The following is a 22,445-nucleotide window of genomic DNA, read 5'->3' as shown; positions in this document are numbered from 1 at the left end:
CTCTTTTTTCCGGGGGGGTGATCAGATGACTGACAGGACGAAATACCGGCCAACCCCTAAGACAACAGAGGAAGAGCTGATGCTGGACATCATCGACCAGCAGGCAGAGATGATCAACGAACTCAGAGGTATCCGGACAGCCCTGTCAGATGCACCTCAGAAGAAGGACGGACTCAGGACCATCAAAGAGGAAATCAAATGACATTTACCTACGACCCGACGACAACGGCGGGAAAGGTCCGGCTCCTCTGCACAGACAAGGACGACAGCAAACAGATCTTCACCGATGAGGAGATCGCTGCATTCCTGTCAATGAACGGGAATGACTACCGGCTCGCAGCGGCACAGGCCCTCGACCAGATTGCCTCGTCTCAGATCCTGATCCTGAAGTACATCAGCGCAAACGGACTGACGACAAACGGCAAGGCGGTCGCAGAGGCACTGCACCTGCAGGCAGAGAGCCTCAGGCGGCAAGCAGATGACGGTATCGCCATCACTGCCATTGCCGGAGGCTGCCGCAGTTCCGGCCGGATACTTGGGGGGGCTGAGGTGATGAGTGTCTTTGACGCCCGCCTGATGGCCAACCTCGGCCCGCAGTTCCCGTCGACCTGCACTATCCAGCGATACACAGAGACCGTGGACGACAACGGAGAGGTCTCCCAGACCTGGACGACACCCCACGAGGATGTCTCCTGCTCCTGCATGCCAACCGGCGGCAAGGAGGTCAAGACCAGTGACCGCACCTATGTGATCGCGACGCACAGCATCGCCCTGCAGGGCAGCTACACGGACATGACCGAGAAGGACCGGGCCGTTGTGAGTGGAGTCGCCTATGACATCCTGCTCGTAGAGCAGACTCTCGACGTGATGACCACACTCCTTTGTGAGGTGGTGCGATGACGCCTGACTCACAGGCCCCTGATGCCAAACTCCTCCAGCGCATCGATGAGCGCACCGAGTGGATATGCAAGGCAATAGAAGGGCAGCAGAAGTGCGACGACGACCATGAACGCAGGATCCGGGCCATCGAGAATCAGCAGAGCCGGTGGCTTGGGAGAGACGGAGTGATTGTCACAGGGATTGCCAGCCTGGTCTCCCTGCTGGTAGCCTGTCTGGCAACCTTTGTGGGGTGTCTGCGATGATGAGCATCGACTCTTCAGGGAGCTCAGACCTCCGGACGATGTTCAACCGCGGCAGACAGTCTGTCCAGTCCAAAAACCTTGAGCTCGCCACTAAGAGTGGGGCGGATATTGTCCTCAACGAGGTTCGGACGACAAAAAACAAGGGGGGGGCAAAACGCCCTACATCACCGGGGGGGATTATCGCAGATCCTTCGACAAGGAAACGGTGAGTCGTGGCACACGCCACTGTGTGGTCCGGGTGGGCACCAACGCTCCCCAGGGCAAACGCCTCGAGTTTGGGTTCGTCGGCCGGGATGTGCTCGGCAGGTACTACAACCAGGAAGCACAGCCACATCTCAGGCCGGCCGTCGACGAGAATGTCGATGAGGTCCGGGAAGAGATCCGGGCCGCGATGCGGCAGCTTGTCCTACAGGGGGGGTGCAGTGATGGCAGACGGTACGGCCGATGTCCTCACTGCCCTGCGCAGTGTGCTCGTGGCAAATGAGACTGTCGCAGGTCTTGTAGGCACCCGCATCTACCGGATGCACCTCCCACAGGATCCAACCCTCCCGGCGATTACCTTTCAGATGATCAGCCGGCCTGAGGATGCAGTAACGGCAGTCGCCTCTCCACGGGTGCAATACACCTGCTATGCAGAGTCCTCTACAGGTGCAGCAGCCCTCGCAAAAGCAGTCCGTAAGGCTCTACATCAGTATTACGGGGTGCACGGCGACATCCGCATCAGTCGCTGTTTTTTCAGCGGTCAGCATGACGACTACGACGAAGTCACCGGGACGTATATCGTGCCGGTCGATTTCCGGGTATATTACCAGGAATGATCCATTATGGGATACCAGACCACAATTCAGGACGAAGACGCGATTCGGCTTGGCTCGGTGAAGTTTGAGGTGGCGGCATACTCCGACACCCCCCCAGCTACACTGACCTCGGTGCGATGAAGAACACAAAGCTCGTGGAGTCTATTGAGTTTGCGAGTATTGAACCCGACAACGCCCCGCCGATCAAGCGGGTGAATAAACAGGCCGTCGTGATCACCGGCGACTGGCAGGAGCCCACCCTGTCGGGCCTCAACCTGCTCCGGGGGGGTGGTATTGACACATACTCTGCTGTCGCCGGCACGGACACCTTTTCGACCGGGGGGGCAAGAGTGATGTCGGATATATCAAGGTGCAGCTGACAAACACCAATGCAGCCAGCAAGACCTACGTCGTCGCGGTCAAGAAGGCTCAGATCACCAAAGGCTGGAGCAGGCATTCGGAGCAGACGGAGAACTCACGACCGCTGCAGTGCCGCTTGAGATCACCGGAGAGGTAGACCTCACTGAGGATGCTGGGGGGGAACAGCTGTTCTCGATCACCGACATGCAGGCCCCCCCGACCACCCCCCCGGCGGCCTGAGGTGTGTAGATGATCCGGGACTTTTCGACAGCAATCCCTGAGCGGGTCACTGCCCGGCTGGGCAGCTGGGAGGAGATCGTCGAGGTAGATGTCTCCCTCATCCCGGCAGGTGTGCACCTGCAGATCCTCTCTCTGATGGGTGACCGGTCGGCAGGAGACAAGATCAGTTATGACACCCTGCTCACCATCGCTGCAGCAGTGTGCGCCCCCCCGCAGCACCCGCAGGTCGGCAAAGAATGGATGCAGAACAACTGCACCCTCCCCCCCTCTGTCGATGCATTCTGCGCACTGGTGTTTGAACGGCTTGCCGCGACTGCCTGGAAGGGCACACGCACCGACAAGGACGACACAACAAAAAACGGGTGACTGAGCTCGGGCGCATCGCCGCCCGGCTCGCATGCACCTATGGATGGACACATGACTACATCCTCAGGGAGCTCTCCCTGGGGGGGCAGGTCATGATGTACCACGAATACGCCCTCGAGATGGACGGACACATCAGGATACAGCATCCGGAGGATACAGAGATGGTAGAGAACGACGGGCCGGACGTGGACGCGATTGAGCGTCGCTATGGCGATAGGATCAGGAGGGTATAATGGGTCTCGGAGCATCCGGAGGAGCACTCAGCGGCATCGATCTGAGCGGCGCCGACGTTGTCGCAGGGATGGCTGTCAACATCACCGGAGATAGTTCCGGTGCGGTGGAGGCCTTTGACCGGGCACAGGCCGCCCTTGAAGCAACAGACAAGCAGCTGCAGCAGTCCCAGAAGAACTGGGAGGCCGTCGGCGCAAAGATGACGGCAACTGGCAAGACCCTCTCACTCGCGGTGACCACTCCACTCCTCGCGACCGGGGGGGCCCTGGCACTTTCGACCGCAGTTGATTTCGATGATTCAATGCGACAGGTGCAGGCAGCCACATGCGCCACAGCAGAGGAGTTTGACAGGCTCCGGGAGACTGCCCTTGACCTGGGATCTTCTACCGCGTTCACAGCCTCACAAGCAGCTCAGGCGATGATGTATCTCGGGAAGGCCGGACTCGATACCAACGAGATCCTTGAGGCAACACCACAGATGCTCTCTCTTGCATCCGCCGGCGCGATGGACTTGGGCACCTCTGCCGACATCGCAACGAATGTGATGAGCGGGTTCCGGCTTGAGGTTGAGGACCTGGGGCACGTATCTGACATCCTCGCAGAGGCTGCCAGCTCATCGAACACCAGCATTGAACAGCTGGGTGAAGCCATGACCTATGTCGGGCCGGTTGCATCGTCCGCCGGGCTCTCCATCGAGGAGACCACGGCCGCGATCGAGATCATGTCCAACGCTGGTATCCAGGGCTCTATGGCAGGCACTGCCCTACGTGGTGCTATGTCACAGCTCCTTGCACCTACCGACCAGGTGACAGAGGTCCTTGCCAAGTATGGCCTCACCGCAGAAGAAGTTGACCCGGCCACCCGGTCACTCGCAGAGATCCTCGACACACTAGCTGCAGCAGGTCTCTCCACCGGGGGGGACGCCATGACACTATTCGGAGATCGTGCCGGGCCCGGTATGCTGGCACTCATCGCAGAAGGTGGCGGGGGGGCCATCGAGGACTACACGGACGCCCTCAATGACTGTGACGGCGCCGCCCAGAAGATGGCTGAGACCATGGAAGGTGGAGCCGGTGGATCGCTTAGACAGATGAAGTCAGCTGTGGAAGGGGGGGCCTCCATCACGATCGGGGGGGACCTTGTCGCAGATGCATTGATGCCGGCAATTGACGGGGGGGTTGCAGACCTCGCAAACTGGCTCGACGACCTCGACGAAGGGACACAGCAGCTGGTTGTCACCACAGGAATGCTTGCTGCAGCAGCAGGGCCTACCCTCATCGTCGGGGGGGAAAGATGATCTCCCTTGCTGATGATGCTTACAATGAGTATCAGAAATTGGCAAAGCAGATCACCACAAAGACGATCCCTGCCATACAGGCAGAGATCGCGGCCCTCAAGGCCCGTGACGCTGCGGCTATGGCGTCTCTTGCGACCACTGCTGCACTGGGTGTCGGTCTTGCTGCGGTGGGTGTGGCAGCCTATGCTCTCAAGACAGCATATGATGAGACCAAGGAGTCTACAGAGGCCCTTGACTATGCCCAGGAGCATTTCGGCAAGACAACTGACATGACCACGGATGAGCTCAAAGACTATGCCGACCAGATGCACAAGGCAGCCGATGAGGTTCGTGAGCTCGCAGACAACGAACAGTATGCCCACATGATGACACAGGGTTTCACTGAGGGGGATGGATGGATGTACCTGGGTGGCAGGGGGAGTTCATTGCCACCATGTATGATAACGAGGGGGCAGGTCTATGATGCCGCCTATGCCTTGGATAAATACGCCGATGTCGCAGAGGATGCCCTCAGACAGGCTGATGACGCCTATGAAGAGCACCGGAAGTCTGTCTCTGCCTTGCAGAAGGAGTATGACGCCCTCGAGGACACCATCAACCGGGCTCTTGGAATCGATGAGGATATCGACGACCAGAACCGCTCTGTGGAGCGGGCCGATATCCGCCTTGAACAGGCCCGGAGAGACCTTGCTGATATCGAGGCAGAGAAGGCTGCGGTCGAACGTGCCCTGGTCACAGCTGACTATGATGAACGGGCAGAACTGCAGGATAAACTCACAGATCTCAATCTCGACTATCGTTCAGCGCTCCTCAACGTCGCAGACGCAGAGGATGCCTACGCCGATGCACAGCAACAGTCTTCGGATCTGCTTGCAGAGAAGACCGCCCTGGAAGATGAGCTCAACGGAGAGAGTATCGCATCCGCTCAGAACCGGCTCACAGAACTGCAGAAGGAGATCGACGACGAGACTGCAGCACTGGAAGATGCCTACACCGCACGGGAAGCAGCACAGGAGAACTACGACGCCGCAGTGCTCGCACTGGATCAAGTAACAAACTCGACACTTGCAGACAACTGGTCTACCCTCGTACAGTTCTACCGAGATAATCCAGCGGTCCAGTATGTGATCCCACAGTCTACGACGAGAATGGAGCAGTTGTATCTGTGACTCCTAACATCCAGATGTGGCGATACAGATTCCAACCTTCTCAAACCCTCTTGCCAGCGCTGAGACACAGGCCACTCAGCCCGCCCTGTCAGGGCCCTCGTCCTCATCGGGGGGGTGGTCATTGAAGGGGGGGATCTTGTGGTGAACTCCCCCCCTGCAGCTGATGCAGCCACCATGATGAACTCCACAAAACGCACACTCCGGAACATTGGCACACGGGGGGGGTGGTAGGATGATCCTAACATGGCAGGCTGCCAACGGAGATGAATTACTCATCGCAGACCCCTGCACGGCCTATCCTGTCCCGACCCTGCGCTACCTTACATCTGATGGGTTCGGCGGGACGGACAATGAGGTGCAGACACAGCGGGGGGGAGCCTATCAGGACGGTGTGACCCTGCAGCGGGTGCGCCTGTCGCCCCGTGAGCTCATGATCCGGTTCCTGGCACTGGCTGAGAATCGCACTGCACTTGAGCAGAAGCGGCGGAGAATAGCGGCCGCATTCAATCCCTGGTATGGTCCAGGCCGATTGATCTGGACACAGGAGGACGGCACCCAGTATGCCCTCTGGTGCGTGGCCCTCTCGGGGTCTCCGTCCTTCCTTGCAGGATCCTCACAGGGCGACACATGGCAGGAAGTGACCGTCGATTTGCAGGCTCCAGACCCATGCTGGACAGATGCCGATGCCCTGTCCCAGACGCTTGCAGGTCTGACGGGAGGTCTTGCATTCCCGGCCTACTTCCCGGCTCACTTCGCGGCGCAGGGGGGGTCGACCATGTCAGTGACCAACGCAGGAGATATTGACGCCCCCCCTGTAGCACTGACCATCCCCCCCGGGCCGTGCACCAACCCGGTTGTCGAGAACCTGACGACCGGCGAACAGATCGCCCTGACCATGACCGTCGAGTCCGGGGGGGAGTCTGTCATCATCAATACTGCATATGGAGATCTGATCTGCCGTCTCCAGGCAGTAGACGGGTCGCAGACCAATGCCATGCAGTATCTGTCAGCAGCAAGCACGTTCTGGCAACTCCAGCCGGGCGAAAACGTGATCACCTATTCTGCAACCAGCGGGAGTGCAGCGGTGACGCTTGAGTATGCATCCCGCTACACAGGAGTCTAACCATGACTGTCAACTTTACAACCGAAGGGTATGAGATGCTCCGGGAACGCAAACCGGTGATCGAGACCTACGCAGAACTACAGACCGCCGACAGCACGGCAGTCTGTGCCAGGTTCGCCCTGGCATCGTATCGCACATCAGCAGAGAACGTGACACCCATGACCTTCAGCCTCCCGATCACAGGGGGGGCCGACGTGTCACTCCCCCCCTGCCAGATCGAAAAGGTTGTCCTGTACGAGGCAGCCACGGGGGGGGACCCTCTCTCAGCTGCTGAGAGTGTGGAGCCACTCCTGCTCGCTCTTGCGGGCGACGAGGGGGCCGTGGTGCTCACTATTACCCTGCCGGCGGTGGTGTGAATGGCCCTGCCTGACGTATACCCAGCACAGGTAGGATCCCCCCCATACACCACTCTCTCTGCAGAGTATACCACCGGGGGGGCACCACCATGTCAGTGGTGGACGCAACCAAGCTCCCTGATGCACCGAACATTGTCTGTCTGTCAGGCTCTGTGTCCGGGGGGGAGTTCCGGTACACCGGGAAGGACGGCAACAACCTGACCGGGGTCTCAACGCTCATAGGGACGCCCAGCACCACCTGGGCGATCGGGACATATGCGTTCCGGGGCATCGCTGCGTATGATGTGACCTCCCTGCAGCAGCGCTCTTCTGCTGTACAGAGTCAGGTGGACTTCCTGGCACAGCTCAACTCACCGATCATTGGGGGGGTAGAGTGGGACACTGCATCAACGTCACCCACTCTCACCCGTATCGATGCAGCGGGGGGGACTGAGCTGGAATCGGTTGACACCACCTTCTTCGACAAGCATGCAGTCTTTGGCACGCGGTGGCGCTGTGTGCGTGACAGGTCCACAGGCCTGATCTCATATGGGGCCAACGCACGTGGAGACGGCCTTACTCTCACAGGAGCCCTAGGCGATGTGCTCGTGAGAAAACAGGCATATTATGCCAAGACCGAGTTTGACGACGGTACTGATCTGGCCCGATTCTGGGTGTCGCCCCCCCGGCCGGCCAAAGGATTCACGCTTCACCCATACTGGTATATGCGCAACGGTGGTGCTGCCTCACCGACAATGCATACTGGGGGCATATGAGGCTTATGGATATCTCGACGGGTCTACGTTCAAGCTGGGTAGTGCCACTGGGCAGACACCCATCACAGGAGAGGTGTCGTATCCAGACCTTCCCAATGCGGGCCGATTCACGATTGATGACGCTGAGACATACGCGGGCAATATCGCACCGGGTTTCGGGTGCGAGTCGTTCTGGGGATACTGCGCTGACCAGCTGCTGATGTATATCGAGTATGGGACGTTTGACATCCAGACAGCTCTCGGAAAGGGGATTGTCGATCTGGCAAGCGGAGAGGGGTATGCTGGAAAACTCACTGGTGCAGATGGTATTGATGCCTTGCTGGCAGAGAATGGGACTGGTGTTGGTTCTGGTACTGACGGACAGACACCGGTCTGCTACAGAGGAGAAGAGAACAAATACAGCAACACATGGAAGTTTGTGATCGGAGCAAACCTCGATGCAGATGGAGAGGTACGAGTCATCAGAAGAGATGGCCTTGGGACTCTTGCTGGCACCCTTGCAGCAGGGTCATATGAGACGGTCACCGGAGTAGTGTCACTGTCAAACGGGTACATCTCAGGTCTGCAGCATGGTGATCTTGAAGGACTTGCATTCCTCCCCTCTGCAGCAGCAGGTTCCAGCAGCACGGGATTATGCGATTATTGGTACGCGCCTACGGGAGATGGAAGAATCCTGCTGGCGGGGGGGGCAGTTGGAACTATGGGACGTATGCGGGTCCCGGTTACCGGACTGCGTATTACGCTCCGTCGTCTTCCAGTCGCTTTATCTCCGCCCGCCTCGAGTTCTGCCCACAAGGGGGGGGTGTGGCCTAACGTATCCCAAATTTTCTGAGTTTGCCACCGAGGAGGAAAAACCCCTGGACGGTGAGAAGGTGAGTATCAATGCAATACTCAACAAGGACATCCTGATCCTTGGGTTCAAAACGGGCCGGAGCAAGTACAAAGAGAATGCTGACTACACGACGGTTCAGTTTGAACACGAGGATGAGCGGCATGTCTTTTTTACGGGTTCTCAGGTGATCGCCGATCAGCTGAGAAAGTATGAGGCAAATCTCCCGTTTGTGGCGACGATTCGGAAAATCAACCGTTATTACACATTAACTTGAAGGAGGATGAGATCTAATATGTCACTGGCTCGTGCGCGATTCTGTGGGTGCTGGTTTTGTTTCCTGCTAGCAGGGGGCAATTGGAACAATGGGACGAATGCAGGTCCCGGTTACCGGAATGCGAATAACACTCCGTCGAATTCCAATCGCAATATCTCCACCCACCTCGAGCTCAGGTCCCGCCTGAGTGGCCCTGAACAGCGCGCAGGCCAGAATCCTGTCTTTGGCAGGGTCAAACACACAACCGATCCACAGAGGGGGGGTGTTAGTACCTCAGGACGAGTGGAGCGCTCTCCTCTGTTGGTAGGGCTGCGGGGGTCTGCATGAAACGCCGCGGCAATCTGTTTTCGACGCTGGTCTCTATGGAGAACCTGCAACTTGCACACCAGAACGCCCGCAAAGGTAAGACGCATTACCAGGCTGTTCAGATGGTGGACGCGGACCCAGAACAGTATCTGTTACCTCTCAGGCAGGCACTCATTGACAGGACGTTCACAACCTCCCCGTACCGCACCAAAACGATTTACGAACCCAAGCAGCGAGTGATCTATAAGCTGCCCTACTACCCTGACCGGATCGTGCACCATGCTGTCATGCAGGTCATGCAGCCGATCTGGGACAAGCAGTTCATATTTGATCTCTACTCTGCGATACCCGGAAAGGGACTGCACGCCGGATCATACCGGCTTAGGAAGTTCCTGCAGGACGCGGACCATACCCGGTACTGTCTGAAGTTTGACATCACGAAGTACTACCCGTCTATTCTGCCCGACAAACTCTATGAGATCGTGCAGCGGACAGTCAAGGATCCTGACGTGCTGTGGCTCCTGAAAGATGTTATCTTCAGCAATCCTGACAGAGGAGTTCCTATCGGCAACTACCTGAGCCAGTACTTCAGCAACCTCTATCTGACACCGTTTGACCACTGGATCAAAGAGGATCTGGGGATGAAGTATTTCATCCGGTACTGTGACGACGGAGTGATCCTGCACAGTGACCGGGGTCGACTGAAGGAAATCCGCAATGAAATCGCGGAGTATCTAACACCGCTCGGACTAACCCTGAACCAGAAGACCTGTATCTTCCCGGTCGATCGCTGCGGCATTGACTTTCTGGGGTATCGCTGTTTTCGGACACACACTCTGTTACGGAAATCATCTGCCCGGCGGTTCAAAAAGAAGGTCCGGGAGATCGAGAAGAACTACCAAACCATGAGCACCGATGCGTGCTGGGCTCGGCAGGAGCATATTATGGCTGGCTGAAGCACTGTGACGCATACAACCTGGCGCAGAAGTATCTCTATGAAAACCCTGCGCTGAGAACCGCTGTCGAACACGCATCACAAAAAGGAGGCATATCATGTCCAAACTGGTTAGAAGCACCATCGAGCCTGAAACACTCGGCATCGATGTGATAAAGAACGGATCCGTCAGACTCCTCTGCCGCTGGGATATCCACACCGTGGAGATCACAGACGAGGAGTCCGGCACACACGACGAGTATGAGTATCAGGAAGAGGTGATCTGGTGGGCACTGCCGTCACCGGTATATCTGTCCCGGCAGGGATCCCGGCAGGTCCTCACTACTGAGGGGGGGCTGTCATACCTGACATCTGCACAGCCCGAGATCATGGACTACGCACAGGCAGCCGGGGGGGTGTGAGCCATGCGACGGTTCACCCTCTCCAGTTTTTCTGCCATAGGGACACTGCAGTCCCGGCCCGTGGAAGTCGAGAGTGAGGGAGCCACCATCGATGCAGTCCGTACGTTTACGGGTATCCGTGACGCTGCGATCACCGTGCCGGTCTCCGGAGTCATTGATGCCTCTGCATACATGACTGCAGACCCTTCGTATCTGGTGCCAGGGATGCGGCGGTTTGGGATGGCCCGGTTTACCTGTCCCGGTACACTGCAGTCTCGTATGGGTGCGGTGTCCGGACCTGAGGCTACGCTCGCTGCTGTGCGGGATCCTCTCTCTGCTGCTGACCGTCCTGCTGCAGTGTGTGCTGCAGGGGGGATATCTGGCAGGGAGTGCCTATGCAGTCCCAGACGTATCGTCCGGAGTCTCGGTGGCGTTTGAGGAGGTGTATCCGGTATGACGCCAGACATACAGTTTAAGCGAGGCGGGACCCTGCCAAACTACACTACCACCCTGTATCGTCCTGACAGCCCAGACACCCCCCCTCTGCCTCTGGCAGGCGCTACAGTGCGGCTGGTCGCTGCCGACCGGTTGACAAGGGAGACGATCATCGATCAGGAACTGGAGATACTGGACGCTGCAGAGGGCCTGTGTCAGTATACTCATGACGCCAGTGCGTTCGATGCAGCAGCAGACTGCAAGGCTGAGATTGTCGTGACCTTCGGCGACGGGGGGATCCTGATCCTGCCGACGTCCGGACAGTATCAACTGGTGATCGAGGACTCGTTGATCTGACATGACAGCCGATATCACGATCGAGCAGGCCGGCACATGGCCCACCTATCAGCTGACACTGACACGGTCCGGGAACCCGGTACCTCTCGCCGGTGCGACGGCCGTGCTCTCGGCCTTCCATGCCCGGTATTCAGGATGGGAGATCCGACGGTCTCTGGAAGTAGATGACCCTACCGCCGGCACGCTGCTCTGTGAGTTTTTCGCTGCAGATACTGTGCACCCCCCCGGCATCTACAACATCCGGCTCGGGATCACCTGGGGGGACGGGTCGTCCACGACGCTGCCTGCCTCTGGATATTTCCAGATGGACATCGGCCCGGCTCCGGAGGCCGAGGATGTCCTACCCGAACCGCTCCGGGTGTATGAACGGTCGGGGAGCACTCTCGTGCTGCTGGCGGTCATCGATGCCTATGAAGCGATCGAGTGGACCCGACGGTGGAGATCTCCCGGGTCATGGCAGGCGGTGATCCCCCGGTATGCTACGGGAGCGGATGCTCTCCAGGAGGGGGGGCGGTTCATATCTTTGCCGCGTCAGGGAGATCACCTGATCGGGATCATCGAGAGCATGGAGATACAGCTGACCGATGAGGGTGAGGTGTCTGAGAGCTGGACAGTGACCGGCCGGAGTCTCGGGGCTATACTCCAGAACAGGATCTGTCTGCATGGGGGGGTGAGCACCGGCACTGGGTATGATGAGCAGCTGGCGGTGGCAGGAGAGACTGCTATGCGGCACTATGTTGATGTCAACGCGATCAACCAACCGATGCGATCCGGCAGATCTCTGGACTGTCTCTTGCAGCTTATGACCAGGGGGGGCGAGGCACGACCGTTGAGGTCGGGCCCGGTTTCAGGGTCTGCCCGATGTGCTGGAGTCCTGCGCTCTGCAATCGGGGCTCGGATGGTCTGTTGACTATGACTTTGACGCTGGGGGATTCACGTTCGATGCCCAGGTGGGCACGGACCGGACGACCTCGATCCTGCTCTCCCCCCCTCGGCTCGGCAACTGCCTGATCGCTGGGTATCGGGCCTGCCTCTCTGATGCCCCCCCTACCACTGCGATTGTGGCCGGGCAGGGAGAGGAAGCGGCCCGCACCATCCAGACGGTCGGGACTGCAACAGGATGGGGTCGGCGAGAAGAGTATGTCGATGCACGTGACTGTGCGACGACAGACGAACTGACTGCTCGTGGGGGGGAGGAGGTCCTGGCTGAGAAGGAGGAGATCACGCTGCTGGAGGTGGAATATATCTCTACACCCATGTATCGGTACCGCACAGACTTTGATATCGGGGATATCATCAGCGTGGAGTATCCGGGGGGGGTCTGCTCGATGCAGGCCCGGATCGTCTCTGTGACAGAAACATATCCCGACGGCACGATCGTGCTCGGACTCGGGAAGGAGTGGCCTGATCTGATCAGTCTGCTCAGAAAAGCGAACAAAACACAGGAGAGAACATGACACTGACATATGGTATCTTTGACGTCTCGGATCCGGCCAACCCGGACCGGGAATACTCGGCCGCCCTGCTCTGCAGCATTTTCGCGAAGTTTCTGCGGGACGGCATCGTGCATGGGGGGGAAGGGAATGAGCTGGCGGTCGCGGTGACAGATCCGCCTGCGATGACAGTACAGGTCGGGACTGGCTCGGCGATGGTACAGGGCCGTTTTGTGGTGAACGATGCGGCCCTGACGCTCACAGTACCTGATGCTGATGCGACCAATCCTCGGATCGATCGGGTGGTGATCCGGCTGAACGCCACGCCGGGCCGCTCTGTTGACATCGTGGTGAAACAGGGCACTGCTGCACCTGCACCTGCTGCACCAACGCTCACGCAGACTGTTGAGACCTGGGAACTGTCCCTGGGACAGATTGCAGTCGCTGCCGGTGCGACATCGGTCCTGACAGCGAACATCACTGATGAGCGTGCGAGCATGACTCTCTGTGGGGGGGAGGCAAACCCGGTCTATGTCCGCTCTGACTCGCTGACTGTGGTGGAAGACCTTGCGATGGCTGACAACAAGATCACCGGGCTGGGTGCACCGACTGATGACGCAGATGCGGCGACGAAAGAGTATGTGGATCAGGAGGTGGCCTCGTTTGGGGATCTCTGATGTCAACATCGATGAGGACAAGGACTGGCAGGAGCACAGTATCTCAAACGTCGGAAGGCTGGATGCGGGCAACTTCCGTTCGGTGGACGCGACGGAAAACCTCAAACTTGATATCGGGGGGGATTCTGGGCTTTTGCCCGCGGCCCCCCCCTGCACCATCACGACACTCACTGTTCCACCCTCTCTATGTGAGGGTTCGGTGGTCCGGATCAAGGCCGACTTGGCTACAGAGAAGAGTATGCCCCCCCTCACCCTGTCTATCAAGCATGGGGGGGATGATGTCTTGATCACTCATACCGTCAACACGCAACTAACGATCTATAATTTTTCGGAAATTTGTACGGTGCAGGGCGGATGGGATCTTGACTTTGTAGTAACTTGTGGATACGATGAATATGGACCTGCACACATCGACAACATGGAGGTACACTGCCAAATGCCCGACGAGTTTGTCGCAGCGTAGATCAGCCCCCCCTCACCCATTTTTGGAAATAAGCTTCTGTCTCCTCTCGGGAACCCCCCCAAATTCCGAGCCCTCCTGTCTCAAACGACTGATCCATGAAATCCATACTCAACACTGGGAGAAGATAATATCCGTCTATCTCAGAGTATGTCTCTACAAATGCCATGCTACCATCCGGAGCGAGTAGCAGATCACCATGCTCATAGGGGGGGTGAATCTGGGTCGGCTGACCCTGTCGCAGACGAGAGGCACCCGGCAGACCCTACACAGAGGAGGACCACGCCTGCCAGGGTAAAAAGCATCATACGGTTCATGATGAAAGATATGAGTGAGACACAATATATTTTCCGAGACACACACAGGGGGGGTATTTTTGCGCATTTAGGGACTTAGACATTTTGTCTAGAGTCCCGGTCGGCGCACTCGTTTTTATATCTTCATTGTTCAGAACGGAACGTTTTTTCCTGCTCACGGTTCCGGAGTCACAGCGTTATTCACCGGCGAAGTCTGCCGCGAACGGAATCAGGCAGACAAAAATGGAAGGAATACAACGGAGCTGAAAAATCAGAATACATCCGTTCGTTCGAAAAATGTTCAGTGATCGGATGAATCTGTTGAAATCCTGACGACGTGCCACATCAGAGAAGTTCCGAGAATGACTCCCATCCAGTAAATCAGAGGAATGAAAAGGGCTTTTGCATCCGGAGCGTAGAGATGAACGGGATAGACCATTGCAACAGCGATAGCAAGAATGGTGATGACAACAATCCACTGTTTTGAATGATTCAAACTCTTATCTGATGGTGATTTCGCTCCATTCCCATCATTCATTTCTCCCATCCGATTTCGTTTTGATCTGCGAGCTATCCAACGGGCGATCAGCATAATTGCCATGCCCACGAGCAGTCCTGTGATGTAGGCGATGATTGCGAGATTAACGGTAACGCCCACCTCAAGTGCATATAGGGTGAACGGCAGGATGAGGGACGTTGAACCAATGATCAGTATCGATAATATTGCTGATTCTTCCATCTGTTTGGTGGTCATCTTCTTCTCCATAAAAAGAGGGAATTAAAGGAGTATCGGCACATTTGTCGTACCCAGGCGAACAAAAAATCCAAGGATTTCAGATGACCTCACAGATGATGATACGTACAGATTGAACGATTCGTAAGATTCATCCTCATATCGACAGGGATGCTGGAGGGATATCGGGGGCGGGGCTTGCCAGGAGCGCTGAACAATTTGTTTTGAATCATTGATGAAGACGGAATACATGCCATCATATGTGCCATACGGACGAGAGGTGCCGTTAAATAACCAGAATCGCACGGTAAGGAGCTCTTCTGGATCATTCTCCCCCCCCGTCCTCAGATTTGAAACGTAAATTTCGGTCTCAAATGAGTGGTTACGAATCGCATCAGCCACTTCTTCATCACGGAGGGCGATCTGCACCAGTTCAATCTCCGATTCGTTGCCTTTGCAGTCAAGAGCATTCCTCTGAAGAATGTCGTCAGGTCCATTGCCGGGTTCCTGCATACATCCACACGACAAAACCAAAAAAATGAGAAGGGTGGCCAGGAGACCTTCCAAAATCCCGATGCCTAACTTTAGGAAATCCATGAATCAATCCTGTATGCCTGCGACCACCAGGGGGGGATGTACATATTTACCATTGCAGGAGAGATACCCCATTCATGAGTCTCCTCCGGCAGATTATCATTCCACCATACGGCTGTCTGATCGCCGAATTGGTATGAATCCCAGAAATATGCATTGGAGACGGGGGGGTGAAACTGCTGCTGTCGGCTGCGAAGTACTCGTGATTCTCATCAGGATTTCCTTTTGCAAAAGGTACGTGACCAATGCGAATCACCTGCCTTCCCATGAAAGTGTATATGGGTAGCCTTCGGGACATTGAACATTACTGACAGAGATTTGGAAGTTGAAATCCTGATTTCCATTGGTAAAATTCCCATGAGGCATAAATTGTTCATCTTCCGGTAGTGTACTATCAACAGTGTATATTAAAAACTCATCCGGATCTCCGTCAAATATCTCAGAAAACTTTGCTACTCCGACTTCTATCCAACATCGATTCCCTCCGACAGGTTGCTCCAAGTGACTTGTCAGATATTGATGATTTGTGCCAGATGAAGAGACTTCCATCCCTCCAGGATGCACTATGCCGTTGATACCCCGGTAGTTATGCTCATCAATCCACATGCGCCCATCTTTTTGAGCCCAGTTGCGAACTCCTGTTTCCTGTTCTTCGGATTCTTTAGCTCGATTGTAAATACATTTAACACTCTCAGTATCATCTTCTGACCAGCCTGCAAGATAGGTCACCCGAGAGTAATTGTGAATTGCAGCTGCAATCGCTTTTTCTGTATCTGTATTTGGATAATACTCCCGAATCAGTGATGGGGGGGATCTCTCGATTAACGTAACTTCATCGACAACATCTCCCGTGACACATTGCTTCGCATCAGCACTCACCGCTGGCACCATCACCACACTCACCAGCAGCAACACAAGGAGCACAGAAAGTGCCCGCATTCCTTTTTTCAGGTTCATACTTTTTCCTCCGTTTCTCATGTCCCAGGAGGAAAAACAGCGAAGCGTTCAGTTAATGGTAAGGCCAACACAGTCTTGCCTCCGGGCATGTGTGGGGGGGTTCAACCTTTCTTGATCGGTTCGGGTGATCCACGTAAGCTATACGCCTGAGAAAATTCAAACATCTCTCTTTCACATCGGTAGAATGTGTATATAGAATTCGCACATCGTTCACACATCTCCTCTCATGATCATCTACACATCAGAGACAAAACCGATGTCTCCCCCCCCACATACTATCGACCGTGCTACCCGGAGTAACTCTTCACGATCAAGTGATCCATAAACCTGGTATGTGGCATTTCCTGCAGTCCAGACGATCAGCCGGTTCTGTTCAATCTCATAGATCCATCCTGTTGATCCGTTGATATCAACAGGTTTCGGGTCTTCGCCAAGGATCTCGTCCTTTTCGTATGGGTCAGATCCATGCTCACTCCAGGAGACTTCGAGGAACGTTATGTCAGTAGTCCACGATGCGTTATCTATTGTACTGTTGAGCGCGTAGCGCAGTTTCTCACCAACCACCGTGTAGTTGAGTCCCGCCGTCTCATTCAAGACACCAAATAGCAAAAGGTCATAGAGGACGTACCCCCCCTCGGGAACGTATGACGGTGGGCAGAACCTTGTATAGTTGGCAGGATTTTCCCACCCGTCAAAACGGAAGCGAGAGGTGTGTCGAAGATCCCGCACATTGTCGGGGGGGTGTCCGGTTACAGTATCTGTTGGGTGATATAGTGGTGTAACTTCTGTTGGAACATATGAATCATTCACCCCCGGATGAATGCACCCTGCGCTAAGAAGGACAAGAAGGAGCCCTGTGATCAGATAATGGGCTTTCATATGGTTATTTCCTCTACCATTAAAAAAGAAGTGGTCTAAGATGACCCGCTTCCACTGCAGTACGAGTGTGTATAGATCTTGCCTGATCCAGTTGAATATGATGTACTGACATAGGAGTCATCTTGTGATTCGTAATATGAAAAGACATCTGTTGGTCTTGACCAGGTAACTCCCTGCTTGCACCATTCATCTGTTATCGGTGATGTACGGGCATCAAAGGAAAAGGTCGAGCCGTCCCATAGCAACAACTCTGATGAACCTACCGTCCGCCTGATGAATTGACTTGGATTGTCGTTGTCATTATAATAGTAATATCCCAGCCATTCCTCAGTCGTCGTATCCTGGAACCAGATCTCATACTTTCCCGATGTGGAACCACTACCGATCGTTACGTAGTAATTATACTCATGAGGGAGTGCTGATCTGGATACATCGATGTATGAACCAGAATCCAGATCAATTGGACCCAGACCATCATCATAAATTACCGGATATAATTTGATCCCTCCTCCATGATTGGTATCTTCGTACTCGACAACAATTTCAATCGTATCGATAGGTTCTCCCTGTGAATCGAAACGGTTTAGATTAATCTCTCTCTCCTGGAAAATTGTATATCCGTTTCCGGAATTTGCATAGTAATATGGCTTAATTTTTCCGCTGAGATACGTTACTTCGTAATCTGAACTGGCCATAAATCTTACTCTGGAGAGGTATTGTTGCCCACCGCGTTCTATGAAAGTTTCGAGCGGAACGTCCGTCGTTATCTTACTGTCTGATAGACTCTCCTGAGAATCTCCTATGATATTCCATGCGTTCTCTCTGTTGCGGTAAGAACTGGTATCTTTGTAATGCGAAAAGTATTCAAGCGGGAGACTCAGCTCAATGCGGTCGGAGGCTGCATTCAACGACCGGAACATTGTGCTAGGTATTGTTAATACCATAACTGGTTCGTCTTCAGCAATTCCTATCTGTATCAGGCAGTTTGGAGCTCTTTCTACAGAACAGTTTGTTTCTCCAAATGCAGAGAATGGAAGCGAGATGTCAACGATTTCAGGGGGGGTTTGAGATCCTACCTGTCTGGCAATATATGCCTCTGATAGAACAATCGTCGTCAGATCAGACCCTTCCATTGGAGAAGCGGGCTCGAAACCGCTCCAATCAAAGAGCGGAGGTTGGACGTTGTCAACCAATTGAAATGTTTCATTCAGAGATACTACCCGGGGGGGAGATGTAGTTGCACTCATCGCCGACACCGCAACCACACTCACCAGCAGCAACACCAGGAGCACAGAAAGTGCTCTCATTCTTTTTTTAAGTATCATACTTTTTCCTCCAAGTTTCATGTCCTTGGAGGCAAAAAGGCGAAGCGTTCAAGTAATGGTAAGGCCAACACAGTTTTGCCTCCGGGCACGCGGGGGGGGTTCAACCATTCTTGATCGGTTCGGGTGAACCCCATGCAACATCTTTTTGATGCTACGTGTATGGCTTTTGACGTCGGTTTATTAACCATTTATGGGACAAAAACCGAACAGTTTGAAATCAGTTCGGATTTTGTCTGAGAAAACCTACATACCGGCTCTGTTGAAACCCTGTTTCAGAAGGTTCATTTTTCAAAGGGGGGGTAAAATCCATAAAATCGCTGCTCCTCGTGTAAGTAACCAAACCAAGCGCAAGGAACTGAGATAATGCTGGAACAGCATTTTCAGTCATTAAAAGAAGATTTGGAGAAGATCAGAAGGCATGAAAAGGAATCATCTGAGTTGTGGTCTGCGGTTCTTGTTACGTCGGGCAAAACCCCCTCAGCAGATTAAGCAATGTTTAAATAACCCATAATTGAGCCATTATTCCGAAAATACGCATCCACACAGAAGCTCGGTGTGGCCCTTTCTCAGTCGAGACAGCTCATACGTCCTCCCCCCAAAATACCCGACAATCACGACCCCCCCTTATTAGTCTGCAATAATCCGTCATTTCAACATATAAACGGCATTAAATGCGTATTTTTCAGACTGGTATATTGAGCAAAAAATACGTCCGTTTTGCCCTCCGATTTGCCAATACAGGGGGCAAAAACGGGTGGAGAAAGGGAAAAAGGGTGACTCAGTATAGTTCCTGTTTCCGGTATCCATCCAGCCGATTTGCATCTCTACGTACGTCGTCTTTCGCTTCGCAACATTTCTACAGGGCTTATTATTAGCATATCTTTGGACGTTCTTTTGATGAACAAAAAACGCAGTCGGTATGAAATACCTGCACACAGAACACCTACCCATCACAGCATTTATGGGCACCTTTGGGAAAATTGGCTGTCGCACCAGCATATTTCTCAAATCAATCCCCCCCAATCTCACACGCATCATACAGCAAACAGCTCTTTCCAGACAGGCGATCTGTGTGTTCACCAGTTCCGGGGCTTACTCCCACTTTCGTGAAGAGAAGGCGATTGTCACAATGCCGGTTACTGCGATAATAAGTATGGAAACCGGGCCACCCCCCCCAGCTGTTGCAGGACTCTCCAGAGGAATGACATACACCTCTTTTCCATTACTGACAGCCAGATTCTTTCCATCAGGCGACCACTGCACCGTATCAAAATTCAGATATCCCGGAGCAAGCCCTACCAGATCAGTTCCATCACTGTTCATGACAAACAGGGATGAAGGGGGGGCCCTGGACTGTGAGGTGAACGCAATCCTGTCGCCGTCAGGAGAAAATACCGGCGAAGAGTCCAGGTTGCCGTATGTCAGTTGCTGTTTATGCCCTCCATCGGCGTTTATGGTCCATAGAGCAGATGAAAATTGTGTCGCATTGGTAACTAACGTGATTGTATTGTATGTGATACTATTCCCATCCGGGGGGGACCAGTCAAACGTGCCGACATTCTCTCCAACGGATGTGAGGCATCTCTCCTCCGAACCATCATCCTGCATGATCCGGATTTCATTCCCTTCCAACCGGAAGAAAAGGTATACAATTTCATCACCGTGTGGTCGCCATGCAGGCTGCCGGGCACTACCCGATGTGGTAAGTCTCTGTTTTTCGCCGCCATCAGAGTTCATCACCCAGATATCAGCTTCCCTGCGTATTTTTGAGAAATTGGCAGATTCTAATCCGTTTCCCTGTCCATCTGTTGTGGTATCCCGGATCTCTTCGTTTTCATACCAGCAGGAGGTGTATGCAATCCGATCACCCTGTGGGCTCCATGCGGCCCCCCCATATCCCGCCGGGCCGTGCAGCCAAGGAACAATATTTGCCCCCCCAGTTGTCAACTGATTTTTGCCGCTCCCATCCGGATTCATTGACCATAGGTCGTATGCACCGGATCTGTCGGAGATAAAGAGGAGTTTCTGCCCGTCCGGGGGGGACCATGGATTTGAGAAGAAAATATCTGCAGATATGTTGGATGTCAGCTGTTTTTTCTCCGACCCGTCCGCATTCATCACCTGAATGTCGGTATTTCCTGAGTCAGCATCAAACGACAGAAAGACAATCCGGTCACCGTCCAGAGACCAGAAAGGATTTGATGCTTTATCCGGGCCACAGGTCAGCGGCTGAACCTCCGCCTCCACTATACCGGCGAACAAAGAAAGAATGATAACAGAAATAAAAAGATAGGATCTGAACTTCATTTATTCACCAAAAAATATGATTTAAATGGATATTCCACAGGAACAGATCGCTTGGTCTGTCAATATAGGAGTTACTGACGCACAATAGCATTTCGCCTCTGTTTTCACTTCTACAGTAAATGATGTTGCTATGGATGTCACTCCAACGTTAACCGTAGTGGATGCAACAGATGTATTGTTATACGTATATACATGTTGGGTGTGACTGCTGTTCCAGCTGACCTTGACGGTAACCGTTAGATCACATCCATACCCGGCTCCAGAGCACTCATCCTTATGGAACAAGTAACATCCGCTTGCGGCCCATTCTACTGAGACATAACGGGTCCCATCCGCTCTTTCGTATAATACAGCTGATTTAATCTGTGCTGAGGCATTGCTCTGGAAATTTTGAACAGGACCGCATGAACCAAGTGGCGTATCTGTCATTTTATCCACCCCTGACAATATTCTTAGATGCCAGAATACAATTTTCCTGTTCAGCATTGAAATCAAATAGATGCCATATTCCGGGATTGCTTGCTGAAACGCACCCCCCCATACTCACCAGGAGCACAGAAAGTGCCCACATTCGAATTTTCGTTTTCATACTTTTTCCTCCGTTTCTCATGTCTCAGGAGGCAAAAAAGGCGAAGCTTTCAAGTAATGGTAAGGCCAACAGAGTCTTGCCTCCGGGCACGCGTGGGGGGGTTCAACCATTCTTGATCGGTCCGGGTGAACCCCCGTGCAACATCTTTTTGATGCTACGTGTATAGTTTTTGATATCGCTTTATTAACCATTTATGGGACAAAAACCGAACCGTTTGAAATCAGTTCGGATTTTGTCTGAGAAAACCCACATACCCGCTCTGTTAAAACCCTGTTTCTGAAGGTTCATTTGCCAAAGAGATAAAATCCATAAAATCGCTGCTTCTTGTGTAAGTAACCAAACCAAGTGCAAGGAGCAGAGATAATGCTGGAAAAGCATTCTCAGTCATTAAAAGAAGATTTGGAGAAGATCAGAAGGCACGAAAATATCGATTTCAGGTCAAAGAGATCAGGATCAAAATGATTCTTCATAACACTACGAAAGCGATTCAATCAGTTGCTTTCGTGGTTATATTTAAGGAATTCAACAGAGCCAAATATTGATATTGTTACTTTTTAATCAACTAATATATATTCAGTATGGGCGACACTGCCCCAATTTTCCCAGTATGTACTTCCCACATTTATGGACCTCGGCTACCTGAGATTTTCATTCCATGATTTGGCATCAATCTCTCTGGAAAAACAATGTGTCTCACACCACCAGAGACACAGGACCATCACATCTGCGCACCGTGTGGCACATATCAAAAACTCCGAATGCTTTTGTAAAAAAAGGTTCAGACAAATAGCCGTACTAAAAAACAGGCGCCCTAAAAGAA

31 protein-coding genes and 1 pseudogene are annotated in these 22,445 nt (G+C 53.7%); 26 read left to right on the top strand and 6 right to left on the bottom strand.

The features are described 5' to 3' along the window. The first annotated feature begins 25 nt into the window (after nt 1-25). The 25 genes from JCM10550_RS18320 to JCM10550_RS06380 all read left to right on the top strand — a co-directional run bounded on the left by JCM10550_RS18320 (nt 26) and on the right by JCM10550_RS06380 (nt 13,948). Complete coding sequence (locus tag JCM10550_RS18320) at nt 26-202, top strand: hypothetical protein (RefSeq protein WP_157199988.1); 177 nt, start codon at nt 26-28, stop codon at nt 200-202. Further along, the gene (locus tag JCM10550_RS06485; protein WP_062397855.1) at nt 199-900 is read left to right on the top strand and encodes a head-tail adaptor protein; all 702 of its coding nucleotides are present in this window, start codon (nt 199-201) and stop codon (nt 898-900) included. The genes JCM10550_RS18320 and JCM10550_RS06485 overlap by 4 nt, the downstream gene beginning before the upstream one ends. Continuing rightward, nucleotides 897-1,142 (top strand): hypothetical protein, encoded by a 246-nt coding sequence (locus JCM10550_RS06480; RefSeq protein WP_062397853.1) that lies wholly within the window; start codon nt 897-899, stop codon nt 1,140-1,142. Before JCM10550_RS06485 ends, JCM10550_RS06480 begins: the two co-directional genes overlap by 4 nt. Continuing rightward, the gene (locus JCM10550_RS06475) at nt 1,139-1,351 is read left to right on the top strand and encodes a hypothetical protein (RefSeq protein WP_062397849.1); all 213 of its coding nucleotides are present in this window, start codon (nt 1,139-1,141) and stop codon (nt 1,349-1,351) included. The genes JCM10550_RS06480 and JCM10550_RS06475 overlap by 4 nt, the downstream gene beginning before the upstream one ends. Beyond that, entirely contained in the window at nt 1,348-1,626 is a 279-nt protein-coding gene (locus JCM10550_RS19580) for a hypothetical protein (protein ID WP_172673788.1), read from the top strand. The genes JCM10550_RS06475 and JCM10550_RS19580 overlap by 4 nt, the downstream gene beginning before the upstream one ends. Next, on the top strand, nt 1,568-1,960 hold the full coding sequence (locus JCM10550_RS06470) for a DUF3168 domain-containing protein (protein ID WP_062397846.1): 393 nt from the start codon (nt 1,568-1,570) through the stop codon (nt 1,958-1,960). Before JCM10550_RS19580 ends, JCM10550_RS06470 begins: the two co-directional genes overlap by 59 nt. A gap of 116 nt (nt 1,961-2,076) precedes the next feature. After that, entirely contained in the window at nt 2,077-2,319 is a 243-nt protein-coding gene (locus tag JCM10550_RS06465) for a hypothetical protein (RefSeq protein ID WP_062397844.1), read from the top strand. Further along, the gene (locus tag JCM10550_RS20505) at nt 2,310-2,456 is read left to right on the top strand and encodes a hypothetical protein (protein ID WP_157199986.1); all 147 of its coding nucleotides are present in this window, start codon (nt 2,310-2,312) and stop codon (nt 2,454-2,456) included. Before JCM10550_RS06465 ends, JCM10550_RS20505 begins: the two co-directional genes overlap by 10 nt. A gap of 92 nt (nt 2,457-2,548) precedes the next feature. Continuing rightward, nucleotides 2,549-2,905 (top strand): hypothetical protein, encoded by a 357-nt coding sequence (locus JCM10550_RS06460; RefSeq protein ID WP_062397842.1) that lies wholly within the window; start codon nt 2,549-2,551, stop codon nt 2,903-2,905. Next, nucleotides 2,902-3,138 carry a hypothetical protein gene (locus JCM10550_RS06455; protein ID WP_062397840.1) on the top strand — a complete coding sequence of 79 codons (237 nt, stop codon included), beginning with the start codon at nt 2,902-2,904 and terminating at the stop codon, nt 3,136-3,138. The genes JCM10550_RS06460 and JCM10550_RS06455 overlap by 4 nt, the downstream gene beginning before the upstream one ends. After that, a complete protein-coding gene (locus tag JCM10550_RS06450) occupies nt 3,138-4,433 on the top strand; it encodes a phage tail tape measure protein (protein WP_062397839.1) in 1,296 nt (431 codons plus the stop codon). The genes JCM10550_RS06455 and JCM10550_RS06450 overlap by 1 nt, the downstream gene beginning before the upstream one ends. Next, entirely contained in the window at nt 4,430-5,602 is a 1,173-nt protein-coding gene (locus JCM10550_RS06445) for a hypothetical protein (RefSeq protein ID WP_062397837.1), read from the top strand. The genes JCM10550_RS06450 and JCM10550_RS06445 overlap by 4 nt, the downstream gene beginning before the upstream one ends. A gap of 232 nt (nt 5,603-5,834) precedes the next feature. Continuing rightward, nucleotides 5,835-6,725: a phage distal tail protein gene (locus tag JCM10550_RS06440; protein WP_062397835.1), complete on the top strand. Its 891-nt coding sequence runs from the start codon at nt 5,835-5,837 to the stop codon at nt 6,723-6,725. A gap of 2 nt (nt 6,726-6,727) precedes the next feature. Further along, nucleotides 6,728-7,081 carry a hypothetical protein gene (locus JCM10550_RS06435; protein WP_062397833.1) on the top strand — a complete coding sequence of 118 codons (354 nt, stop codon included), beginning with the start codon at nt 6,728-6,730 and terminating at the stop codon, nt 7,079-7,081. A gap of 89 nt (nt 7,082-7,170) precedes the next feature. Continuing rightward, nucleotides 7,171-7,836, top strand: a complete 666-nt coding sequence (locus tag JCM10550_RS06430) for a hypothetical protein (RefSeq protein ID WP_062397832.1) — start codon at nt 7,171-7,173, stop codon at nt 7,834-7,836. Between the two features lie 73 nt (nt 7,837-7,909). Further along, nucleotides 7,910-8,668: a hypothetical protein gene (locus tag JCM10550_RS06425; protein ID WP_062397830.1), complete on the top strand. Its 759-nt coding sequence runs from the start codon at nt 7,910-7,912 to the stop codon at nt 8,666-8,668. A gap of 40 nt (nt 8,669-8,708) precedes the next feature. After that, the gene (locus JCM10550_RS06420) at nt 8,709-8,942 is read left to right on the top strand and encodes a hypothetical protein (protein WP_062397828.1); all 234 of its coding nucleotides are present in this window, start codon (nt 8,709-8,711) and stop codon (nt 8,940-8,942) included. Between the two features lie 323 nt (nt 8,943-9,265). Further along, the gene (locus JCM10550_RS06415) at nt 9,266-10,204 is read left to right on the top strand and encodes a reverse transcriptase/maturase family protein (protein ID WP_062397826.1); all 939 of its coding nucleotides are present in this window, start codon (nt 9,266-9,268) and stop codon (nt 10,202-10,204) included. Nucleotides 10,205-10,301: 97 nt separating this feature from the next. Next, on the top strand, nt 10,302-10,604 hold the full coding sequence (locus JCM10550_RS06410) for a hypothetical protein (protein WP_062397824.1): 303 nt from the start codon (nt 10,302-10,304) through the stop codon (nt 10,602-10,604). Between the two features lie 3 nt (nt 10,605-10,607). Continuing rightward, the gene (locus JCM10550_RS06405; RefSeq protein WP_062397822.1) at nt 10,608-11,021 is read left to right on the top strand and encodes a hypothetical protein; all 414 of its coding nucleotides are present in this window, start codon (nt 10,608-10,610) and stop codon (nt 11,019-11,021) included. Nucleotides 11,022-11,036: 15 nt separating this feature from the next. Further along, nucleotides 11,037-11,375 (top strand): BppU family phage baseplate upper protein, encoded by a 339-nt coding sequence (locus tag JCM10550_RS06400; RefSeq protein WP_062397820.1) that lies wholly within the window; start codon nt 11,037-11,039, stop codon nt 11,373-11,375. A 1-nt stretch (nt 11,376) separates the two neighbouring features. Further along, nucleotides 11,377-12,285 carry a hypothetical protein gene (locus tag JCM10550_RS24595; protein WP_062397819.1) on the top strand — a complete coding sequence of 303 codons (909 nt, stop codon included), beginning with the start codon at nt 11,377-11,379 and terminating at the stop codon, nt 12,283-12,285. Further along, a complete protein-coding gene (locus JCM10550_RS24590; protein WP_062397817.1) occupies nt 12,239-12,832 on the top strand; it encodes a hypothetical protein in 594 nt (197 codons plus the stop codon). Before JCM10550_RS24595 ends, JCM10550_RS24590 begins: the two co-directional genes overlap by 47 nt. Beyond that, nucleotides 12,829-13,485 carry a hypothetical protein gene (locus JCM10550_RS06385; RefSeq protein ID WP_062397815.1) on the top strand — a complete coding sequence of 219 codons (657 nt, stop codon included), beginning with the start codon at nt 12,829-12,831 and terminating at the stop codon, nt 13,483-13,485. The genes JCM10550_RS24590 and JCM10550_RS06385 overlap by 4 nt, the downstream gene beginning before the upstream one ends. After that, complete coding sequence (locus JCM10550_RS06380) at nt 13,472-13,948, top strand: hypothetical protein (RefSeq protein ID WP_062397813.1); 477 nt, start codon at nt 13,472-13,474, stop codon at nt 13,946-13,948. Before JCM10550_RS06385 ends, JCM10550_RS06380 begins: the two co-directional genes overlap by 14 nt. 594 nt (nt 13,949-14,542) lie before the next feature. On the opposite strand, the gene JCM10550_RS06375 is transcribed toward JCM10550_RS06380, so the two are convergent. The 6 genes from JCM10550_RS06375 to JCM10550_RS06335 all read right to left on the bottom strand — a co-directional run bounded on the left by JCM10550_RS06375 (nt 14,543) and on the right by JCM10550_RS06335 (nt 21,036). Next, the gene (locus JCM10550_RS06375) at nt 14,543-14,995 is read right to left on the bottom strand and encodes a hypothetical protein (protein WP_157199984.1); all 453 of its coding nucleotides are present in this window, start codon (nt 14,993-14,995) and stop codon (nt 14,543-14,545) included. Nucleotides 14,996-15,019: 24 nt separating this feature from the next. Beyond that, the gene (locus JCM10550_RS06370) at nt 15,020-15,487 is read right to left on the bottom strand and encodes a hypothetical protein (RefSeq protein ID WP_157199983.1); all 468 of its coding nucleotides are present in this window, start codon (nt 15,485-15,487) and stop codon (nt 15,020-15,022) included. Nucleotides 15,488-15,820: 333 nt separating this feature from the next. Then, entirely contained in the window at nt 15,821-16,525 is a 705-nt protein-coding gene (locus JCM10550_RS06360; RefSeq protein ID WP_062397805.1) for a hypothetical protein, read from the bottom strand. 234 nt (nt 16,526-16,759) lie between these two features. Next, nucleotides 16,760-17,335, bottom strand: a complete 576-nt coding sequence (locus tag JCM10550_RS06355; protein WP_172673787.1) for a DUF4367 domain-containing protein — start codon at nt 17,333-17,335, stop codon at nt 16,760-16,762. Nucleotides 17,336-17,439: 104 nt separating this feature from the next. After that, nucleotides 17,440-18,729 carry a hypothetical protein gene (locus tag JCM10550_RS06350; protein ID WP_218185146.1) on the bottom strand — a complete coding sequence of 430 codons (1,290 nt, stop codon included), beginning with the start codon at nt 18,727-18,729 and terminating at the stop codon, nt 17,440-17,442. 1,092 nt (nt 18,730-19,821) lie between these two features. After that, nucleotides 19,822-21,036 carry a PD40 domain-containing protein gene (locus JCM10550_RS06335; RefSeq protein ID WP_083475342.1) on the bottom strand — a complete coding sequence of 405 codons (1,215 nt, stop codon included), beginning with the start codon at nt 21,034-21,036 and terminating at the stop codon, nt 19,822-19,824. A 963-nt stretch (nt 21,037-21,999) separates the two neighbouring features. Between JCM10550_RS06335 and JCM10550_RS22310 the strand changes: the two are divergent. Further along, nucleotides 22,000-22,167: pseudogene (locus JCM10550_RS22310) on the top strand (IS5/IS1182 family transposase); the annotation flags it as partial. Nucleotides 22,168-22,445 lie beyond the last annotated feature (278 nt).

The sequence above is a fragment of the Methanogenium cariaci JCM 10550 genome (assembly GCF_001315945.1).
Classification (GTDB): domain Archaea; phylum Halobacteriota; class Methanomicrobia; order Methanomicrobiales; family Methanomicrobiaceae; genus Methanogenium; species Methanogenium cariaci.
This window is presented reverse-complemented; position numbering and strand designations above follow the sequence as displayed.

Excerpts from the sequence above, each read along its gene's own strand:
- JCM10550_RS18320 (WP_157199988.1), top strand. The coding sequence starts at position 26 with ATGACTGACAGGACGAAATACCGGCCAACCCCTAAGACAACAGAGGAA.
- JCM10550_RS06485 (WP_062397855.1), top strand. The coding sequence starts at position 199 with ATGACATTTACCTACGACCCGACGACAACGGCGGGAAAGGTCCGGCTC.
- JCM10550_RS06480 (WP_062397853.1), top strand. The coding sequence starts at position 897 with ATGACGCCTGACTCACAGGCCCCTGATGCCAAACTCCTCCAGCGCATC.
- JCM10550_RS06475 (WP_062397849.1), top strand. The coding sequence starts at position 1,139 with ATGATGAGCATCGACTCTTCAGGGAGCTCAGACCTCCGGACGATGTTC.
- JCM10550_RS06470 (WP_062397846.1), top strand. The coding sequence starts at position 1,568 with ATGGCAGACGGTACGGCCGATGTCCTCACTGCCCTGCGCAGTGTGCTC.
- JCM10550_RS06465 (WP_062397844.1), top strand. The coding sequence starts at position 2,077 with ATGAAGAACACAAAGCTCGTGGAGTCTATTGAGTTTGCGAGTATTGAA.
- JCM10550_RS06460 (WP_062397842.1), top strand. The coding sequence starts at position 2,549 with ATGATCCGGGACTTTTCGACAGCAATCCCTGAGCGGGTCACTGCCCGG.
- JCM10550_RS06450 (WP_062397839.1), top strand. The coding sequence starts at position 3,138 with ATGGGTCTCGGAGCATCCGGAGGAGCACTCAGCGGCATCGATCTGAGC.
- JCM10550_RS06445 (WP_062397837.1), top strand. The coding sequence starts at position 4,430 with ATGATCTCCCTTGCTGATGATGCTTACAATGAGTATCAGAAATTGGCA.
- JCM10550_RS06440 (WP_062397835.1), top strand. The coding sequence starts at position 5,835 with ATGATCCTAACATGGCAGGCTGCCAACGGAGATGAATTACTCATCGCA.
- JCM10550_RS06435 (WP_062397833.1), top strand. The coding sequence starts at position 6,728 with ATGACTGTCAACTTTACAACCGAAGGGTATGAGATGCTCCGGGAACGC.
- JCM10550_RS06430 (WP_062397832.1), top strand. The coding sequence starts at position 7,171 with ATGTCAGTGGTGGACGCAACCAAGCTCCCTGATGCACCGAACATTGTC.
- JCM10550_RS06415 (WP_062397826.1), top strand. The coding sequence starts at position 9,266 with ATGAAACGCCGCGGCAATCTGTTTTCGACGCTGGTCTCTATGGAGAAC.
- JCM10550_RS06410 (WP_062397824.1), top strand. The coding sequence starts at position 10,302 with ATGTCCAAACTGGTTAGAAGCACCATCGAGCCTGAAACACTCGGCATC.
- JCM10550_RS06405 (WP_062397822.1), top strand. The coding sequence starts at position 10,608 with ATGCGACGGTTCACCCTCTCCAGTTTTTCTGCCATAGGGACACTGCAG.
- JCM10550_RS06400 (WP_062397820.1), top strand. The coding sequence starts at position 11,037 with ATGACGCCAGACATACAGTTTAAGCGAGGCGGGACCCTGCCAAACTAC.
- JCM10550_RS24595 (WP_062397819.1), top strand. The coding sequence starts at position 11,377 with ATGACAGCCGATATCACGATCGAGCAGGCCGGCACATGGCCCACCTAT.
- JCM10550_RS06385 (WP_062397815.1), top strand. The coding sequence starts at position 12,829 with ATGACACTGACATATGGTATCTTTGACGTCTCGGATCCGGCCAACCCG.
- JCM10550_RS06375 (WP_157199984.1), bottom strand. The coding sequence starts at position 14,995 with ATGACCACCAAACAGATGGAAGAATCAGCAATATTATCGATACTGATC.
- JCM10550_RS06370 (WP_157199983.1), bottom strand. The coding sequence starts at position 15,487 with ATGCAGGAACCCGGCAATGGACCTGACGACATTCTTCAGAGGAATGCT.
- JCM10550_RS06360 (WP_062397805.1), bottom strand. The coding sequence starts at position 16,525 with ATGAACCTGAAAAAAGGAATGCGGGCACTTTCTGTGCTCCTTGTGTTG.
- JCM10550_RS06350 (WP_218185146.1), bottom strand. The coding sequence starts at position 18,729 with ATGATACTTAAAAAAAGAATGAGAGCACTTTCTGTGCTCCTGGTGTTG.
- JCM10550_RS06335 (WP_083475342.1), bottom strand. The coding sequence starts at position 21,036 with ATGAAGTTCAGATCCTATCTTTTTATTTCTGTTATCATTCTTTCTTTG.